Annotated in this window: 17 protein-coding genes and 1 riboswitch; of the genes, 4 read left to right on the forward strand and 13 right to left on the reverse strand. The window is 38.8% G+C overall.

What is annotated here, in order from left to right; genetic code table 11:
* Positions 1–83 precede the first annotated feature (83 nt).
* Positions 84–1,175, reverse strand: a complete 1,092-nt coding sequence (locus MN204_RS12810) for an LLM class flavin-dependent oxidoreductase (RefSeq protein WP_249871481.1) — start codon at positions 1,173–1,175, stop codon at positions 84–86.
* 15 nt (positions 1,176–1,190) lie between these two features.
* Entirely contained in the window at positions 1,191–2,051 is an 861-nt protein-coding gene (locus MN204_RS12815; protein WP_249871482.1) for a VOC family protein, read from the reverse strand.
* Between the two features lie 184 nt (positions 2,052–2,235).
* Positions 2,236–2,280: riboswitch (PreQ1 riboswitch) on the forward strand.
* 7 nt (positions 2,281–2,287) lie between these two features.
* On the opposite strand from MN204_RS12815, the gene MN204_RS12820 reads away from it, so the two are divergent.
* Together MN204_RS12820 and MN204_RS12825 are read left to right on the forward strand one after the other, a co-directional pair.
* Positions 2,288–2,773 (forward strand): QueT transporter family protein, encoded by a 486-nt coding sequence (locus MN204_RS12820; protein WP_249871483.1) that lies wholly within the window; start codon positions 2,288–2,290, stop codon positions 2,771–2,773.
* Between the two features lie 116 nt (positions 2,774–2,889).
* The gene (locus MN204_RS12825; protein WP_249871484.1) at positions 2,890–3,678 is read left to right on the forward strand and encodes a DUF3891 family protein; all 789 of its coding nucleotides are present in this window, start codon (positions 2,890–2,892) and stop codon (positions 3,676–3,678) included.
* Between the two features lie 565 nt (positions 3,679–4,243).
* Here MN204_RS12825 and metA read toward each other — a convergent pair.
* Positions 4,244–5,152, reverse strand: a complete 909-nt coding sequence (gene metA, locus MN204_RS12830) for a homoserine O-acetyltransferase MetA (RefSeq protein WP_249871485.1) — start codon at positions 5,150–5,152, stop codon at positions 4,244–4,246.
* A gap of 331 nt (positions 5,153–5,483) precedes the next feature.
* Here metA and MN204_RS12835 point away from each other — a divergent pair, with 331 nt between their 5' ends.
* The gene (locus MN204_RS12835; protein ID WP_249871486.1) at positions 5,484–7,100 is read left to right on the forward strand and encodes a catalase; all 1,617 of its coding nucleotides are present in this window, start codon (positions 5,484–5,486) and stop codon (positions 7,098–7,100) included.
* Between the two features lie 107 nt (positions 7,101–7,207).
* Here the strand turns inward: MN204_RS12835 and MN204_RS12840 are convergent, their stop codons facing one another.
* The 10 genes from MN204_RS12840 to MN204_RS12885 form a co-directional block, all read right to left on the reverse strand.
* Positions 7,208–8,077, reverse strand: coding sequence for a metal ABC transporter permease (locus tag MN204_RS12840; protein WP_249871487.1), 870 nt, complete (start codon positions 8,075–8,077; stop codon positions 7,208–7,210).
* Positions 8,078–9,001 carry a metal ABC transporter permease gene (locus MN204_RS12845; RefSeq protein WP_249871488.1) on the reverse strand — a complete coding sequence of 308 codons (924 nt, stop codon included), beginning with the start codon at positions 8,999–9,001 and terminating at the stop codon, positions 8,078–8,080.
* Positions 8,979–9,740, reverse strand: coding sequence for a metal ABC transporter ATP-binding protein (locus MN204_RS12850; RefSeq protein ID WP_249871489.1), 762 nt, complete (start codon positions 9,738–9,740; stop codon positions 8,979–8,981). Before MN204_RS12850 ends, MN204_RS12845 begins: the two co-directional genes overlap by 23 nt.
* Before the next feature lies 1 nt (position 9,741).
* The gene (locus tag MN204_RS12855) at positions 9,742–10,683 is read right to left on the reverse strand and encodes a metal ABC transporter solute-binding protein, Zn/Mn family (protein ID WP_249871490.1); all 942 of its coding nucleotides are present in this window, start codon (positions 10,681–10,683) and stop codon (positions 9,742–9,744) included.
* Between the two features lie 324 nt (positions 10,684–11,007).
* A complete protein-coding gene (locus MN204_RS12860) occupies positions 11,008–11,802 on the reverse strand; it encodes a DUF4097 family beta strand repeat-containing protein (protein WP_249871491.1) in 795 nt (264 codons plus the stop codon).
* A complete protein-coding gene (locus MN204_RS12865; RefSeq protein WP_249871492.1) occupies positions 11,795–12,355 on the reverse strand; it encodes an HAAS signaling domain-containing protein in 561 nt (186 codons plus the stop codon). Before MN204_RS12865 ends, MN204_RS12860 begins: the two co-directional genes overlap by 8 nt.
* Positions 12,348–12,671 carry a PadR family transcriptional regulator gene (locus MN204_RS12870; RefSeq protein ID WP_249871493.1) on the reverse strand — a complete coding sequence of 108 codons (324 nt, stop codon included), beginning with the start codon at positions 12,669–12,671 and terminating at the stop codon, positions 12,348–12,350. Before MN204_RS12870 ends, MN204_RS12865 begins: the two co-directional genes overlap by 8 nt.
* 397 nt (positions 12,672–13,068) lie before the next feature.
* A complete protein-coding gene (locus MN204_RS12875) occupies positions 13,069–14,805 on the reverse strand; it encodes an ABC transporter ATP-binding protein (protein WP_249871494.1) in 1,737 nt (578 codons plus the stop codon).
* Between the two features lie 207 nt (positions 14,806–15,012).
* Positions 15,013–16,614 (reverse strand): ABC transporter permease, encoded by a 1,602-nt coding sequence (locus tag MN204_RS12880; RefSeq protein ID WP_249871495.1) that lies wholly within the window; start codon positions 16,612–16,614, stop codon positions 15,013–15,015.
* A 2-nt stretch (positions 16,615–16,616) separates the two neighbouring features.
* Positions 16,617–17,531 (reverse strand): ABC transporter ATP-binding protein, encoded by a 915-nt coding sequence (locus MN204_RS12885; protein ID WP_368858667.1) that lies wholly within the window; start codon positions 17,529–17,531, stop codon positions 16,617–16,619.
* Positions 17,532–17,698: 167 nt separating this feature from the next.
* Between MN204_RS12885 and MN204_RS12890 the strand changes: the two genes are divergently transcribed.
* Positions 17,699–18,286: a TetR/AcrR family transcriptional regulator gene (locus tag MN204_RS12890; RefSeq protein ID WP_249871497.1), complete on the forward strand. Its 588-nt coding sequence runs from the start codon at positions 17,699–17,701 to the stop codon at positions 18,284–18,286.
* The last annotated feature ends 63 nt before the right edge of the window (positions 18,287–18,349 follow it).

Below are 18,349 nucleotides of genomic sequence, written 5' to 3' on the forward strand. Positions count from 1 at the left end.
CTTTACCCTTTATGAAGAAAATAATCTCCTCCAAAGTAAAATAGTTATAAAATGACAATAGAATAAAGATGAAGCTGCAGAAATTAAACTTCTGCAGCTTCCTTTATTTCATCCATTTTTTCTATTTCCCGACGTAATACCGGTGCAACCTCTGTTGCTAATAATTCAATTGTCTTGGCCACTTTTTCGAATGGCAATGCCCCAATGTCCGTTTGGAGCATGAAGCGCGTGTGGCCATACAATTCATGCTGATAAAGTACTTTTTCAATAATTTCCTGAGGACTTCCAATGAACATGACATTTTCTTTCCCTGTTATGCGTTCAAAATCTGAACGCTTTAGTTGCCCATTCATCCCTCTCTGCTTGCTAATGTTCTGCATATAGTTGGCATAATACGGATAAAATTCATCCTTTGCATTTTCCATTGTCTCTGCAATGTAGCCATGTCCGGTTATCCCAATTTCAAGCTGGTTATCAAAGCCAGCCTGTTGTCCAGCAGTACGGTAGGCATCAATTAAGGGCATAAATCCGGAATGTGTTCCACCGATCATTGCAATTGTCATACCGAGTCCGTACCTCCCAGCCCTAGCTGCACTGGAAGGAGTTCCTCCAACTCCCACCCAAACAGGGATTTTTTCTTGAAATGGTCGTGGTGCTATTTCAGCGTCCTGAAGTGGTGTTCGGAATTTCCCGTTCCATGTAACCCGTTCACTTTCATTCAACTTCATTAAAAGTTCAAGGTTTTCTTCAAACAGTGAATCGTAATCGTTAAAATCGTATCCGAATAGCGGGAATGATTCCACAAATGCCCCCCGGCCGGCGATTATTTCAGCGCGCCCATTTGAAATCAAATCGAGGGTAGCAAAATCTTCAAATAACCTTACCGGATCAACTGTATTTAAAACGGTTGTCGTCGTTGTAAGCTTTATATTCTTCGTTGCCTGCGCAATAGCAGATAGCACCATCTGAGGCGACGAAACGGCATAATCCAGACGATGATGCTCCCCGACACCAAAAATGTCCAGTCCGGCTTCATCTGCAAGTTTTGCGGCCTCAATTATTTCCAACGTCCGTTTCCTTGCTGAAATCGTTTCTCCATTCATCGGATTTGTCTGGATATCTCCCAATGTATATAGGCCAACTTCAAATGATCTACTCTTTTGTTGTTTAGTCATGAATGGTTCCCCCGCTTAATTTAGTTTCAGAAGAATGGTGTTCCCTGATGGATCTTCAGTAGCATAGTGATCTTTCTCAGCTTTAACTGAAGCTCCTGCTGCGTTCAGTTTTTCAATTGTACTTTTACGTGTTTCTTCATCTGGAAAATTCAACGTAAACCAGTTTAATCCAACACTATTTTGAGCTGGTTTTGGCGCACCTGTCCCGTTCCAGACATTCAATCCAATATGATGGTGATACCCATTATGGGAAGTGAAAAGTGCTCCGGGATATTCTGTGACCACATCAAACCCAAGACCATCTACGTAGAATTTCCTTGTTGATTCCAGATTGGCAACATGCAGATGAATATGCCCCATTACTGTATCCTCAGGCATTCCCTTCCAATTATCTTCTGCTTCAGCAAGTAATCCATCCCCATCAAGCGCCTCCGTTGCCATGGAAACTTGATTATCAGACCAATTCCATTCGGATGAATCCCTATCATGAGCAACTTCTATTCCATTCCCATCAGGATCATCAAAATAGAGTGCCTCACTGACATAATGATCAGATGCTCCCAAACGCATTTGTCCATTTGTAGCTTGGATGATATGTTTCAAAAAGGTGGCCAAATCCTTACGGGAAGGTAAAAGGATAGCAAAGTGATATAATCCGGTCGTTCTTTCAGCCTTTGGTAATACATTTTCAGGCTGTTTCAATGTTAATATAGGGGTTTTCCCATCTGCTGTCATTACTGCTTTACTTTCCTCTTGGCTCAACACCTTAAATCCCATGAAATCTTTATAGAAAGTAACGGATCTCTCCAAGTTTGTTACATTAATGTTAACTTCACCAACATAGATTGTCGGTTTCTCAAAAAATTTCTTTTCCATATAAATCTTCCTTTACTTTTTATTTTTATTTTAAATTAATCAAATCGTATCCAATAATAATTACAAGTCTATACTTAGTTACTTTATGTAAGTATAATTATTTTCGTTGAAAAAGTCAACAGACTGATACCATAGAAAAAAACCTTTTCTTTTCCCAGCTTTTGTATTATACTAATTTGCATTGCTTTACGTGGTTCGTAACCATCCCACGATAAAAAACTAAGGAGAGATTTATCATGAAAGTTAGAACACTTGTTATAAATGGGCTATTGGCAGCATTGTACATTGCCGTATCCGCACTTATTGTACCCTTTGGTTTTACGAATATCCAATTCCGGATTTCTGAGATATTCAACCACCTCATCGTATTTGACCGACGCTATTTTTTTGGAATTGTATTAGGTGTATTCTTATATAACTTATTATTCTCGCCGTTAGGATGGTACGATTTAGTGTTTGGGGTAGCACATTCAGCCATCTCATTGGCAGTTATCATCTTGCTCGCAAGATATATTAAAAACATCTGGGTATTGCTTGTTGCTAACACCCTTGTTTTCACATTTAACATGTTTATCATCGCCTTTGAATTAACACTGGCATTGGAGCTTCCATTCCTGTTCACATGGTTCACGACAGCGGTTGGTGAATTTGCTGTACTGGCAATCGGCATCCCGATCATATATGCCTTGAATAAAAGGTTGCAGTTTAATAAACTGATTTAGATTACTTCATCACCCGTTTTCGTTTTAATAAACGGGTGATGAAGTTTTTATTTTGCCCTTTTATCAAATTTGCTTATACTTAGATTACATTCTAACGATAGGAAGGATGACTTTGGATGATTGTCAGAGAACGTGAACATGATTATGTATTGATTCAACAGGATCACCATGCACAGATTTCCGGAGATATTCTCAAACAGTGGAAAGCAGATTATTTCTATGGCCAAGAGCTCCGCGAATCGGTCGAATATGCGGCATATCAGCATGATCACGGATGGAAAGAATTTGATAAACAACCTTTCCTGAACGACAAAGAAAAGACACCATATTCCTTTTTTGACTTTCCAAATCTGCCTAAAATCATACTGTATAAGCATGGAATTGATGAAGTGGAAAAGGTTGATCCTTATGCAGCGATGCTTTGCAGTGAACACTATAAGCGATTTTTAGTGAACAATACTTCACTTGAAGCGCAGGCATTTGTAACCTATGAGGAATTGAGGCAACAAACAATTGTTGACACACTGGATAATTTCAACAAACGTTTGTTTGAATTTCATTATGGACTTATTCAGCTTGCAGATAACCTCTCCCTATATGTTTGCATGAATGAACCCGGAGTAGAAAAACAAGATGAACATTCTTTTTTCAAAAACGGAATTCCAACCAATGAAGACATTCATGAATTTTGTAAACCGAAATTACATCTCAAGTGGCAAGATGCCAATACAGTCGTGTTGGATGACTTTCCATTCAATGGGCCAATCAACGTAAATCTGAAACAAAAGGTCATTCAAAAGAAAGCAATATGTACAAAAGGTTTAATTGACAGTTATGAAGAAGCACCTTTTGAAGAGCACCCAATAACATATACTGCCAATAGCAAACAACCCCTCTTTTCATAGGGTTCGTTGTTTTCTCGCAGTTGAAATAAAATGCAACGTAACTGTAGCTTTTTTCTCAAAAATCTGCTTTTCCCGTCGTCCGAGATCGCTGCGGGCAGTCGCTTTCCGCGGGCACGGCCTCAGCCCCGAAGAGAAAACCACTCTTCGGGGCTGAGGACACGTGCTGTTCCCGCAGGAGTCGACTGCCCTCCGCTCACCCGGACTGTTGAAGCTGTATAATTCTATTTTAATTATAGCAAGAGCAGTAATGGGCAGAAATTTTCTAACCAGCTCTGGGAAAATACACGGAGACTTCTGCGGGAAAAGAGGCATCGGTGAGACACTGAAATGCGTGATTCTTGAAGGGGCTCACCAGCCGCCCGCGATCCTGAGAGTGTATTTCCCAGAGCGGTCGCCGAAGCTACTTATCCCGCAGTCAGTCTACAGATTTCGCAACAAAACAGCACTTCTTTCTAGTGGGACAAGTAATAAACAGAGGTCCAAGTTTGCAGCAAACAGCCTAAACAAAAAAGCTGAAGCTACGGTTTACGCGTAAGCTCAGCTTTTTTTCTGTAGTGAAGTGAAGTCAATCCCATTCGTATGGAGTTGCCTGGTATACATAGTAATTCAGCCAATTGGAAAACATGAGACTGCAATGACTCTTCCATCTGTACAATGGAGCTTTTTCCGGATCATTATCAGGGAAGTAGTTTTCAGGCAACTTTGTATCGATTCCCCGTTTACGGTCACGGTGATATTCTTCTGCCAATGTGGTTGCACTATATTCCAAATGACCTGTTGCAAAAATGTTTTTCCCGTCTTTGGATGAAGCAAGAAATACTCCTGCCTGATCCGAACGAGCCAATACTTGAAGTTCGGGATGGTTCATTAATTTCTCGTATTCGATATCTGTATACCGTGAATGTGGAGCAGGGAAATGATCATCAAATCCACGAACAAGGTTTTCGTTTGGCAATAATACTTCATGTTCATAAACACCGAAACACTTCTCTGGCAACCTATATTTGCCAATGCCGTAATGGTGATATAATGCAGCCTGTGCTCCCCAGCAAATGTGCAACGTTGACGTCACATTTTCTTTCGACCAATCCATTATGTCCTTCAATTCATCCCAATAATCCACTTCTTCGAACGAGAGTAGTTCTACAGGAGAACCTGTAATAATCATACCATCAAATCTTTTTTTGTTTACTTCGGAAAATGGTTTGTAAAAAGTGTCCAGGTGATACTTACTTGTATTTTTAGATTCATGTGTTGTGAGTCGTAGGAATGATATATTTACCTGTATGGGTGTATTTCCCAAAAAACGTAGCAGCTGGGCTTCTGTTTTTATTTTTTCAGGCATTAAATTTAAGATTACTATATTTAGAGGTCGAATATCCTGGGTTGTTGCGCGTTCTTCTTCCATTACAAAAATATTTTCCCGTTCCAGAACTTCTTTTGCAGGCAGTTTAGCTGGTATTCTTATAGGCATTCCAAAAGCCCCCTTCTTTGTTTTACTCACTATAGCTATTTATTTTCTAAGTCTTTGAATGCAGATTAATATCATTTTAGCAGAAGGAGGGTAAAATTTGTTAGAGATTAATCAAAAAGATGGAAAAATTCTATTATATCTATCTAAATAACATTTCCATACATATCATCCTTTCTAACTTGTTATCCATTCTAAACTGCTATTTTCTATAATCATATATTTCCATTTTTTTCTTGATTTACGATTATTTTGTCTGCCTTAGGGAAATTATAGGTAATGTTAAGCTTTATTTGGCTGCAACTACAAATCTCAAAAGAAAAGAGGAGAAGGAATGGCAAAAGATCCGTCAAAGGAGAATAATTCTCAAACGAATTTGGAAAATAATGATACGTTAACGACGAGACAGGGACATCCAGTGACAAATAATCAGAACATAAGAACTGTCGGAAATCGTGGGCCGGCTACACTTGAGAACTATGATTTCATTGAAAAGATCAGTCATTTTGACAGGGAAAAAGTTCCTGAGCGGATTGTTCATGCCCGCGGTGCAGGTGCACATGGTTATTTTGAGACATATGGAACCGTTGGTGATGAACCAGTATCCAAATATACCAGAGCTAAAGTTTTTCAAGATAAAGGAAAACAAACACCTGTATTTGTACGTTTTTCAACAGTAGTAAATAATGCAGGTTCCCCTGAAACGGTACGTGACCCGCGTGGGTTTGCAGTTAAATTTTACACAGAAGATGGCAACTGGGATTTAGTAGGTAATAATTTAAAAATATTTTTTATCCGTGATGCCATGAAATTCCCTGACATGATCCATGCATTCCGACCAGATCCGGTAACAAATATTCAAGATGCAGAACGGTTCTTTGATTTTTGTGCCAATTCTCCTGAATCATTTCATATGGTTACATTTATTTACTCACCTTGGGGAATACCGGCCAACTATCGAATGATGCAAGGTTCTGGAGTCAACACATACAAATGGGTCAACAGTGAAGGAGAAGCTGTGCTTGTCAAGTACCACTGGGAACCTAAACAGGGCATCAAAAATCTGACTACGAAAGATGCGGAAGAAATTCAAGCCAAAAACTTCAACCATGCTACTGAAGATCTTTACGATGCAATCGAACAAGGAGATTATCCGGAGTGGGAGCTTTTTGTCCAAATCTTAAGTGATGACGATCATCCTGAGTTGGACTTTGATCCACTTGATGATACGAAACTGTGGCCAAAAGATCAGATTCCTTGGCGTCCTGTCGGAAAAATGATATTGAACAAGAATCCAGAGAACTATTTCAATGAAGTGGAACAGGCTGCTTTCGGTACAGGGGTTCTTGTTGATGGGCTTGATTTCTCAGATGATAAAATGCTTCAGGGCAGAACATTCTCCTATTCTGATACCCAACGTTATCGTGTAGGAGCAAATTATCTCCAAGTACCAATAAACGCTGCGAAAAAACGTGTCGCAACTAATCAGGAAGGTGGGCAACTGAGACACCAAAGTGATAAAGCTCCTGGTCAGAATCCGCACATAAATTATGAACCCTCCGTACTAGGCGGTCTGAAGGAAGCGGAACAGATTGGCAAGGAACATACACCACATGTGGAAGGTAAGCTTGTCCGTGAATCCATTGACAGAAATGACAATACGAAACAGGCTGGACAAACCTACCGTGAATTTGAAGACTGGGAAAAAGACGAGTTAATCAGCAATCTCGTGAACGATCTTGCCACATGCGACCAGCGTATTCAAGATAAAATGATCGCTCTCGCTGAAGAAGCAGACGAGGAATACGGCCGAAGATTGCGTGAAGGGCTCAAAAAGGCTGTTCAGATGCTGGACAAAAACGTATCAAGTCACCATCCACTAGGTGCAAAGGATGCTGAAAAAGCAAAGAAAGATGCAGTCGATAAAGGCCATGAAGCGGACCCTTATTAATAAAGAAGCCGCTGTTTAAATTACAGCGGCTTCTTCCCTATTCACCAAAGATTATCTGATTTTCGGCAGCTTATTGGATTACCTAACTTTCAATGAGCTTACAAAATTTATCCCTTAACCGGTTTTATATATTTACCAATCAACCCATGTGTCGGGGAAAAGATAAAACTTACGAGAAAAACGATTCCTGTCGCAAATGCCATGGAACCTGATATCGATGTATCTATCCATGCAGCTAGGTAATACCCTAGAATTGCTGATATCACACCAAATGAGCCGCTCAGTACAAGCATTATGGAAAGTTTGTCTGTCCATAGGTAAGCGGAAGCAGCAGGCGTGATTAACATTGCAACGACCATTATTGCGCCAACTGCATCAAAAGAAGCAACGGTCGTGAGTGAAACGAGACTCATAAATAAATAATGCATCAATAGCACAGGAATGCCTAAGCTTGCCGCCAGCGCAGGATCGAATGAAGTAATCTTCCATTCCTTATAAAACACAAGGATGAAAAACAATACGATAAAGAATACGATTATTAGCATTGCGGTAGCCTGCGGAACATTGCCGACCAATGGAAGTGTTATTGTATTGAATGGGATAAACGTAATCTCACCCATTAAAGCATGCTGCACATCTAAATGCGCATTACCGACAGATGTAGCAATAAGGACAACTCCAATTGCGAACAACGTCGTAAACACGATTCCAATCGCTGCATCCTGCTGAATATTAAATGTTTGGAGCCATTGAATTAAAACGGCAGTTAACAACCCTGCCAGCAATGCGCCTACCAACATATGCGGACCATTTAGTTCATTCGTAATCAAATAGGCAATGACAATGCCCAAAAGAACAGTATGACTGATTGCATCCGCCATCATTGCCATTTTTCTGAGAATCAGAAATACGCCAATTAAACCACAAGTAAGACCTACTAAGGAAGCTGTTAAAATAATCCATCCTGTATAAGACATCTACTTCGCACCTCTTGATTGCAGAATGCCATCTTTCTTTTCGTATGTCATTCGTTTCCGATCTTTTTTAAAATACAAATAGTTAATAAGAATACCCTTTTCCTTGCCAAAAACCAGTGAAATAACAAACAATCCAGAGGCAATAATCACGATAAAGGGACCTGTGGGCCACCCGCTGCCAAATGCACTTATGATTGTACCTCCAATACCTGCCATTCCCCCAAAGAAGGCAGATAATAGAAGCATCGTTTTAAATGAATTGGTCCAATAATTGCTGCTTACTGGTGGTATGATCAGCAATGCTGCCATCAAAATTACCCCTACTGCCTGAATACCTATCACAATCGTTGTTACCAGCACCGCTGTATATAATGTATCCATCCCTTTTAAGGAAAGTCCTTGTCCTTTCGCGAATTCAGGATCAAACAGGTAAATTTTCCATTCTTTTAAACCAGCAAAAACAACGAAAATAACCAGCAATGCCAATATCAGCATAGTCATAACATCTGACCTTACCATGGAAGCAGCCTGCCCATATATAAAACTATCCAGTCCACTTTGATTCCCCCCAGCGCTTCTGTTGGCTACAGTCAGCAGCATAATTCCCAATCCATAAAAAATGGAAAGGATCATCCCCATCGCCGTATCCTCTGTTATTCTTGTCGATGATCGAATCCACTGGATAAAAAAGGCACCAATCAATGCACTGATCGCAGCTCCTATAATCAGGATAAATAAGTTCTTTTCTCTGAAAATAAGAAAAGCAATAATGACACCTGGTAATGAAGCATGAGCCAAAGCATCGCTCATTAAACTTTGTCGTTTCCAATAAGCGAAACAGCCTATTAAACCACTGGCGACACCGAGAATCATTGTACTGACCATCACCCATTGCGTGTTACTATTCAATAGAATGGACCACATGGGTTTGCTCCTCCCTCATCCATCGCAAATCCCCTCCGTACGTCTTCGCTATATTCTCTTTTGTATAAACATCGTTCGTTTTACCATGACTTATTACTGTACGGTTCAACAGTAGAACATGATCAAAATAACCTTTAACTGTCTGTAAATCATGATGCACAACCATTACAGTCTTCCCTGAGTCTTTCAAGTCTTTCAGTATAGTCATAATGGCAACCTCTGTTGCTGCATCTACACCTGCAAGAGGTTCATCCATAAAATACAGATCGGCATCCTGAACCAGTGCACGTGCTAAAAACACACGTTGCTGCTGGCCACCCGATAGCTGGCTTATTTGACGATTGGCATAATTTGCCATGCCCATTTTATCAAGAGCCTCATATGCCTTCTTTTTATGAAGATTCGATGGATTTTTCAGCCAACCAATCTGCCCATAAAGTCCCATTGTGACAACATCAAGGGCATTTGTGGGAAACTCCCAATCTACTGATCCTCTCTGGGGAACATAACCTATTCTCTTTTTTACTTTTTTGAATGGGAGTCCAAAAAACCGAACCGACCCTTTTAATGGTGGGTGGAGATGAAGCATTGTTTTTATAAGTGTTGATTTTCCGGCACCATTTGGTCCAACGATGCCTGTCAGTGAACCCGGCTGGATTTCAAAACTAACATCGTGAAGTACTGTGTTTCTTCTATACGAAGCAGCCAAATGATTCACCTTGATAATAGCATCGTCCATTTTATTCTTCCTCCGTAATTAAGGCTTCATAAATTGTATTAATATTATGACGATACATACCTATATACGTACCTTCTTCACTGCCGGGCTCTCCCATCGCGTCAGAAAATAATTCTCCACCCAATTCCACTGCCAATCCATTGCTTTTCGCCCCTTCAATGACCGCACGTATGGAACTTTCATTAATACTACTTTCAACAAAAATGGCAGGTACTTGATATTCCTTAATAATTTCAATCGTTTCATTGATATCAGAAACGCCTATTTCCCCATCGGTACTTAAACCTTGCAGTCCAATAACCTCCATATGATGCATTTTACCGAAATATCCAAAAGCATCATGCGCAGTAATAAGTATTCTTTTAGCATCCGGTATTTCAGCTAGCTTCTCTGATTCCTGTCGTACTTTATCCAATTCTTTTATATAGTTTTGTTTATTATCTTCAAAATAATCCGCATCCTCAGGAGCGTATTCTTTTAACGCCTCAATGGCCGCTTCCAACGCCTTTTGCCAAAGATCCAAATCAAACCAAATATGAGGATCGACTGCCCCTTCTTCATCATGTAATAAAGATTGTTCGGGTATTGTCTCTCCCAATGCCAAAACTGGTACCGTACTTGACATCTCCTCAAACATTTCAACCATGTTAGCTTCCAAATCTAAACCGTTGTAGAAAACCAGATCTGCTTCAGCAATGGTTGTAATATCACTTTGAGTCGGATTGTAAAGATGTGGATCCACCGATGGCCCCATCAAACTTTTTACGTCAACTCGATCTCCACCAATGATGGACAAGGGTTCCCCAATCTGTGCAATCGTTGTAACTACATGAATCGTTTCATCACTAGCTTGTGAAGTCCCATTTTCTGAATTACATCCGGCGAATACGAGCACTAAAACGAATAATGCCACAACCCATAACTTTTTCATTAATACTTTCATGTTTCGTCCTCCTTTTTATTTTGCCTATACGCAAGTTTATTAGTTTGAGGCTAGTTTAATTCCTGTTTTACCATAAGTCAAGTATTTTTGTGTTAGTTTAATGTTTTTCCCTAAGGAAACTTATGTATCATTTCTATGTTAAGAAACTAAAATCGTGCTCGTTTTACTACACTAAAAAGCTTCATTTCCAATGTTGGAAATGAAGCTTTTTAGTGTAGTGAATTTTTCAATCAAACGTTTGAGCAAAGTAATTTTATGATGTTAACTCGTTTTTTATAATCTTTCCATAATAGTAAATAGGGAAGCTGCTAATTCGCCAACTATTTAATGTTTAGTCAGCTCAATTTTACCATTGTTGGTTTTCAATTTTATTAGATTTTCTCCCTCACCAATGACAGTATCCCAATTGGAATTACCAAAGACAGTCACTGATCCATTATCTACTTTCATATCCAGGATTGCATTTGTCGGTTCCGTTTTCGTCTCTATTTCAATCCGACCATTGTCCGTTTGAATATCGATGGGACGATCTAAATGCTCCACGGTAACTTTGACCCTGCCATTATTCGTTCTCCCAATAATTTCGCCTTCAACATGTTCCAATAGAATGGCTCCGTTGTCAGTATCCGTTGACAATCTAGTACTCTGTATATCCTTCAATTCAATTCGGCCATTGTTAGTTTGAACATCAATATCCTCCGATTGCATTCCTTGGACTGTAATTTTACCGTTGTTTCCTTTTATTTGTAATGTTTCATAATTTTTTACAGGAACATAAACCTTTAATTTAGGGGGAGAAGAAAAACTGAAATTAATGAACGTTAATCTTTTTTCCTTCACTTTTATTGAGAGAATGTCATCTTTTACATCCGCGGAAAAATGATAACTGCTATCATTTCCACCGAATGTTACAGTGGTAATCGTATTATCAGATGGTAAAATTTCAATTTCAGCATTATCAGCCACAACATCGATATCCGTAAAATCCTTATCAACAAATTCTTTGCTTTCTTCCATTACGTTCGTCGCTTCTGTTAAATTAAATGTAAAAATACTTCCAATCACACCAACCAATAAGAGAAGAATGGCTACTATGGAAAGTTTTTTAACTTTAGACATGTTTCAATCCCCCTTTGAGAAATCTTACATTGAATTTTAAATAACGAACAAACCACCTAGTAACTGTACGCGTAACATAGTACATACCAATTGTAATTAATAAGCCAAGACCGGCAAGTGCAATAGAGAAAAACAAATTATAGAAGTTAAATACTTCAGGATAAATGATTGTGTTTATCATTACGATTACTGGTGAGACAATGAATGAAATCCCAGCAATCCAACCAGATAAAATAATTGCCGCTAAGGCAATGAATGGTCCCAATACAATAATAAGATTGAAGAACCCCAACCCAATGACTGCCCATACCGCACGAAACATATTACTTGTTGTAGCAGTTGTCTCTACTTTATCAACATGATAAGTGGCAACCAATTCCTTTGCAATCTGATGGGGGGATCCAAGCGACGCTGAAATTTGCTCCTCTGTTTTCCCTTCCCCTACTCCAATGGCAAAATGCTCCTCAAAATCTTGCAAAATATCATGTCTTTCCTCTGTTGATAGTCTTTTCAAAGATGTGTTTAATGTCGATAAAAATTGGTCTTTAGTCATCATGAACACCTTCTTTTATTAATTGATTCACTCCATTTGAAAACTGATTCCATTCATCAAGTAGTTCCTGAAGATAGTTTCTTCCTACATCTGTCAGTTTGTAATACTTTCTTGGTGGACCTTCTGTAGACTCCTTCAAATAGGTTGTAAAATACCCTTCCTTCGTTAATCTCCTTAATAAGGGGTAGACAGACCCTTCAGAGATATCAATTTGCTCAGATATCTTTTGTACAAGTTCATAGCCATAGCGTTCCTTTTGATCCAATAAAACAAGAACGCATAATTCCAATACACCTTTTTTAAATTGCACATTCATCGTCGAACCACCCTCTTTTCCAAATCATCCGCTAGTATATATTATATAGTACTGATTCATTTATAGTACTCTTATTAATAAGATATCATGAAGTACTATACAATGCAAGGTACTATATGATGCAAATAAATATCAAAAGATCAGTTGGTTTGATGTAATCCCGATGTTAATCGAATAATCATACAGCAATAGGACGAACTAGGCTCCATCCCAGTTTTAGCCGGCCCTCCATAACCGCTGGATTTGGATGTAGTTGTTTACGTGCAAGTAATAATTGCTGCTAAAATATTTTCAATAAACCTCATTTCCAATAATGGAAATGAGGCTAATCTACTTAATAAAATTCTTTTCAATCAACTTTTGAGTAAAGTATTTATTATCTTTTATCGGTATTACCCTATGTCAATTGTTGTTCTGCAAACTTTCTATACAATTCATGTGATTCAATTAATTGCTGATGTGTACCCATTCCCGTGACATTACCATCTTCAATAAAAATGATTTTATCTGCATCAACAATTGTTGATAACCTGTGCGCAATAACAAAGGTTGTGCGCCCTTCCATTAATCTTGTAAGTGCTTCCTGGACAGCATGTTCTGATTGACTATCCAAACTTGCTGTTGCTTCATCCAGCATCAAAATTTTAGGATCCCTTAAAAAAGCCCTGGCAATACTGATTCGCTGTCGTTGCCCACCCGATAGCTTCACTCCACGCTCTCCTACTTCGGTATCAAGTCCATTCGCAAATGTTTTTATAAATTGATCTGCGTATGCCATTTCGGTAACTTTCCATAATTGTTCATCTGTTATGTTCTTAGAATCCTTCAACCCGTATAGTAAATTATTACGTATCGTCCCGGCCATCATTGCGCTTTCTTGAGAAACATAGCCTATTTGACTGCGCCAGGATACCATCGATAACTTATGAATAGGCGTATTACCAACTCGTATTTCTCCTAAAATTGGTTCGTAATATCTTTCCAACAAGCTAAATAACGTTGTTTTCCCTCCGCCACTTGGACCAGCGAAAGCAATCATCTCACCTGGTTGAGCATCGAACGATACGTTTTCCAATACGGGCTCATTTTCACTGTAGGAAAATGATACGTGAGAAACATGAACAGGTTGATTGGAGATGTCTTTTTCCAGCCCATCCTGGCCGCCTTCTTCCGTGACATCTAGGATCTCGATAATTCGCTCCGTAGCTCCCTTAGCTTTCTGTAATTCAGTAAAGAACATTGCAAATGAAGTTATCGGATAAATAATCTGGAACAAGTAAAGCAGAAATGCAACAAGAGAACCGGTTGACATGGTTCCTTCCGCGACACGGATTCCACCATACCCAATAATAACAACAATTACAAACATCATAATGGTATACATAAATGGTCCAATCAAAGCAAAAATACGTGCCTCTTTCAAGCCATATTGAAACATTTTGCCAATACCTGTAAGACCCTTTTCTTCTTCCTCTTTTTCAGCGGTTGAAGACTTCATTAAACGGGATTCACTTAATGTTTGTTGGATATCTCCTGTAAAAGCTGCTGTCTCATCCTGTAGCCCTTTTGATACTTTCGCCATTTTTGTTCCGAGAGGAAACATAATGGCAAGCGTAACCGGTACTGCGATTAACATTAACAATGTCATTTTCCAATCCATAATGAGCAGAATAATAAGAGCGCCTATTATCGTAATGAGTCCGGTAATAAACTGTGGAAAATGCTGCGATATGAGGTTTTTCACAATTCCTGTATCATTCACCACACGACTGACTGATTCTCCACTTGCATTTTTATCAAAATAGCTCACTGGAAGACGGATCAATTTAAACCACATCTTTTCACGCAACCGTGCAACAATTTTATGTCCAACAGCAGATAGTAAATACGTGGATAAACCGTCCACCACTGCTTGAACGATAAATACTAAAATGATAATGACAATAAGTGTTGTGCTTAATGTTTCGACAGAAAAGCCATCAACTAATTCCCTCGTAAGCAATGGTATGGAAAGGCCGACAATCATCGTAATGATGCTGCCAACTAAGCCAAATATCAGTGCCCACTTTGGAATTCCTGTTGATAGCATCAGTGATATAAATGGTTTTAATCCTTCTTTTTCTTGTTTTTTCATTATGTAGCCCCTGTCTGATCGTTCTAATTTTAAAAATTTGTTCTCGTGAACTTTCTTAAATGATTATCCTCATAAATGTACCATATTAGAGGAAAACCACCACACAAAAGAACCAGCCTTACTTTTTCAAAGCTTAGTAAGGCGATTATAGTTGAGTGATAAGAATTATATAATGTTTCTTATAGTTCTTCTCACGAGAAATCACGATCATCCTTTTATATCCCTTCTGTTGTACCCGATGAAACCTCCTACCGTTAAAGTGATTGCCACAATTGTTACAATGATAACAACCAAAATATCCATTTCTTCCACTGGAATTTGAGGAATATGTCCAAATGGAGATAACTTACTCAACCATTCAGGCAATTGAAGTAAATCACCCAAGTAAACAATAATGAAAGAATAAATTAAATAAAGCCATATAAGTCCACTTAATTTTGGTGCACTACCTACAAGCAGCACTGCAGCACCGATCATTATCCAAATTGCCGGTAAGTAAATCATCCCAGCATTGAATAATGTGCGGAATGAAATTCCATCATCCATAACAGTCGACCCAGCTGACCATAGGCCAAATATAGCCAGAAACTGCATGACAATACTGACAGCTAGAGATAAAATAAAATAATTTCCCAAAACCCTATTTCGAGTAATTGGATGACTATATAAATGCTCAGTTCGGTTCTTGTTTTCTTCACTTTTGATTTTCAAAATTATCATAATGACTGGAATGGTGCTAATCATCGACATAATTGCCATAAGCATCGTAATAAACTGCTCCGTTAGCGAAAATCCTTCTACCGGGCTTACCATCTGCTCCATAATCTCTATTTCTGCCATAAAAGATTCCAAGTCACCTAGTACCGACCCATAACTAACACCAATTGCAAACATACCAACCGCCCAGGAAATAATTGCCGTCCGCTGAAGCCGTACTGCCAGACCAAGCGGAGATTGCAAAAAGATTGACGCATCTCTGCGGCCAGTTCGTGAAGGTAGGAAACCGGACCCCATGTCACGTATTGCATGCAGAATGAATGCTACAACAAATAAAATGAGTGAAAAACCTAGTGTCAATACGATTGGCCACCAATAGTTATTAACATACACCTCCGTACCTAAAACCCAACCCAGCGGGGAAAACCAGGATATTGTTTCATTTCCGACATCACCGATTGCACGTATAAGATAGGTAAGTCCCAACACTGCAAAGGAAAGACCTATCGTCCCTCTTGAACTTTCGGATAGTTGGGCAAAAACAGCTGTTATTGCTGTAAAAAAGATACCCGTCACGCCCAAAGCAGCTCCATATAATAATGAACCTTCCAAATCCATACTTTCGATACCTAGAGCATAATTTCCAAAACCTATAATCAATGCCAATACTACATTTGTAATGCTCACGAATACAATAGTGGAAGTTAAATTGGATAAACGCCCGGAAGGCAGTGCGCGAATCATTTCAACTCGGCCATCCTCCTCATCTGTCCGGGTATGACGTGTAACAAGTAATATACTCATAATAGCAACAGTAATTGCCGTAAAAAGTAACATCTGATGCGCCATCATCGCACCAACTGTATAGTCATCCAGGCCGTACCCCTGGCCAACCATCGCTGTCATTGCAGGATTACGCATTGTTTCAGCTACCGCCTGACGTTCTGCATCATTTTGATATAAGTCAACGAATGCCAGAGCTGTGGCAAATGTTAGGATTGATAAAGAAATTATCCAAACTGGTATACGAACTCTGTCCTGCCTTAGTTGGAAGCGGGTAAGTTTGCCAGTATTTTTAAACAACTGATACATGATTACGCACCTCCTGCTCCTGAATCTGCAGTTTCATCCGTGCCTTCATAATGACGCATAAATAAGTCTTCCAATGTTGGTGGTGCACTTTCCAATCGAATGATTCCATATTGACTAATCGTTTTAATCACATGATCCAGCTCTTCTGTATCCACCTGAAAAGAGACTTCCTTCTCTCTATCATCGATTCCATGTACGCCCTTTAATTCATTCAAAGAAACAATGGGCTCCTTCGTCTCAACTACAAAATTAGTACGGGTTAAATGGCGCAATTCATGTAATGAACCTGTTTCAATCATCTTACCTTCACGAATAATCCCAACACGATCACATAACTTTTCTACCTCGGATAGAATATGACTGGAAAGCAGCACACTTTTTCCTTCGCGTTTGGCTTGTATGACGCATTCCTGAAATATATTTTCCATCAACGGATCAAGACCAGATGTTGGTTCATCCAAAATATAAAGATCTGCATCCGAGGAAAAAGCAGCAACCAATGCAACTTTTTGCCGGTTTCCTTTTGAGTACGTGCTGCATTTTTTTCCTGGGTCCAACTTAAATCTGTTGATCAGTTCTTCTTTTTTGTCTTTGTTGTTCCCACCACGAAGCTTAAGAAAGAAGTCAATTACCTCCCCGCCTGTCAGATTTGGCCATAAATTAACATCCCCAGGAACATACGCGATACGTTTATGTATTTCAACAGCCTCCCTCCAAGCATCCTTTCCGAAAATCGTCACTTCCCCTTCCGTCGCCTTTAAAATACCAAGCAGGACACGGATTGCTGTTGACTTACCAGCACCGTTCGGCCCGATAAAACCAAATACTTCCCCTTTGTTCACTTCAATATCAACACCATCAAGTGCAGTAAACTTTCCGAATTTCTTCGTTAAATTGGTTGTTTTTAAAATCGTCACCATTCCATCCCCTTCTATAAGATATTTTTCTTCCAGATGATTAAAAAAGTAATTAATGTTATATAATTCATACTATATAAGTGCATTTCCTTTTGCAATATAATTATGAACTATTTACATTGTCTTATTACATAAATTTTATTACTATAAATGTGAGGTGAAACGATATGGACGGTTTTGAGAAGCGCAGAAAAGAAAAAAAGAAAAATATTCTTGTTACTGCACAATCTTTGTTTACGGCGCATGGGGTGAAAAACGTTTCCGTAGCTCAAATAGCGAAAAAAGCAAATGTTTCTCAAGTCACAATCTACAACTATTTTGAAAGCAAGCATAAATTAGTGCACGAGGTGTTTATACATTATGTAGATACAGTATCGAAGGAATACGAGGCATTATTAAATCGTAACATTGCTTTCCCTGAGAAAATAAAGCAAATCATTTTTAATAAAAAAGAAAGTGCCAAACATATTCATGAGGACTTTTATAATTATTTTATGAAAGATTATTCACAGGGTATAAATTATATAGAAGAGCTTTACGCTAGGGAAATTTTCCCAAAACTTATTGAATTATTCAATGAAGGAAGAAAACAAGGCTATATGAATCATGATATATCAAATGAAGCTATCTTATTTTACATTCAAATGATAAAGGAAGCGATGCAACGGAAAGATGTGTATCAGAAATTATTGCCGATGACTGAAGACATTACTAAGCTGCTGTTTTATGGAATTATCGGAAATGGTAAGGATTGATTTGTGTTCCTCAAGTAATGGGTTAAAATAATGATTGCATGTAAAAAGGCGGTTGAAGCCTAT

It is taken from the genome of Oceanobacillus saliphilus (genome assembly GCF_023522835.1).
Taxonomy (GTDB): domain Bacteria; phylum Bacillota; class Bacilli; order Bacillales; family Amphibacillaceae; genus Oceanobacillus; species Oceanobacillus saliphilus.

Coding starts and splice junctions, on each gene's coding strand:
- MN204_RS12810 (WP_249871481.1), bottom strand. CDS start 1,175: ATGACTAAACAACAAAAGAGTAGATCATTTGAAGTTGGCCTATATACA.
- MN204_RS12815 (WP_249871482.1), bottom strand. CDS start 2,051: ATGGAAAAGAAATTTTTTGAGAAACCGACAATCTATGTTGGTGAAGTT.
- MN204_RS12820 (WP_249871483.1), top strand. CDS start 2,288: ATGAAAGTTAGAACACTTGTTATAAATGGGCTATTGGCAGCATTGTAC.
- MN204_RS12825 (WP_249871484.1), top strand. CDS start 2,890: ATGATTGTCAGAGAACGTGAACATGATTATGTATTGATTCAACAGGAT.
- metA (WP_249871485.1), bottom strand. CDS start 5,152: ATGCCTATAAGAATACCAGCTAAACTGCCTGCAAAAGAAGTTCTGGAA.
- MN204_RS12835 (WP_249871486.1), top strand. CDS start 5,484: ATGGCAAAAGATCCGTCAAAGGAGAATAATTCTCAAACGAATTTGGAA.
- MN204_RS12840 (WP_249871487.1), bottom strand. CDS start 8,077: ATGTCTTATACAGGATGGATTATTTTAACAGCTTCCTTAGTAGGTCTT.
- MN204_RS12845 (WP_249871488.1), bottom strand. CDS start 9,001: ATGTGGTCCATTCTATTGAATAGTAACACGCAATGGGTGATGGTCAGT.
- MN204_RS12850 (WP_249871489.1), bottom strand. CDS start 9,740: ATGGACGATGCTATTATCAAGGTGAATCATTTGGCTGCTTCGTATAGA.
- MN204_RS12855 (WP_249871490.1), bottom strand. CDS start 10,683: ATGAAAGTATTAATGAAAAAGTTATGGGTTGTGGCATTATTCGTTTTA.
- MN204_RS12860 (WP_249871491.1), bottom strand. CDS start 11,802: ATGTCTAAAGTTAAAAAACTTTCCATAGTAGCCATTCTTCTCTTATTG.
- MN204_RS12865 (WP_249871492.1), bottom strand. CDS start 12,355: ATGACTAAAGACCAATTTTTATCGACATTAAACACATCTTTGAAAAGA.
- MN204_RS12870 (WP_249871493.1), bottom strand. CDS start 12,671: ATGAATGTGCAATTTAAAAAAGGTGTATTGGAATTATGCGTTCTTGTT.
- MN204_RS12875 (WP_249871494.1), bottom strand. CDS start 14,805: ATGAAAAAACAAGAAAAAGAAGGATTAAAACCATTTATATCACTGATG.
- MN204_RS12880 (WP_249871495.1), bottom strand. CDS start 16,614: ATGTATCAGTTGTTTAAAAATACTGGCAAACTTACCCGCTTCCAACTA.
- MN204_RS12890 (WP_249871497.1), top strand. CDS start 17,699: ATGGACGGTTTTGAGAAGCGCAGAAAAGAAAAAAAGAAAAATATTCTT.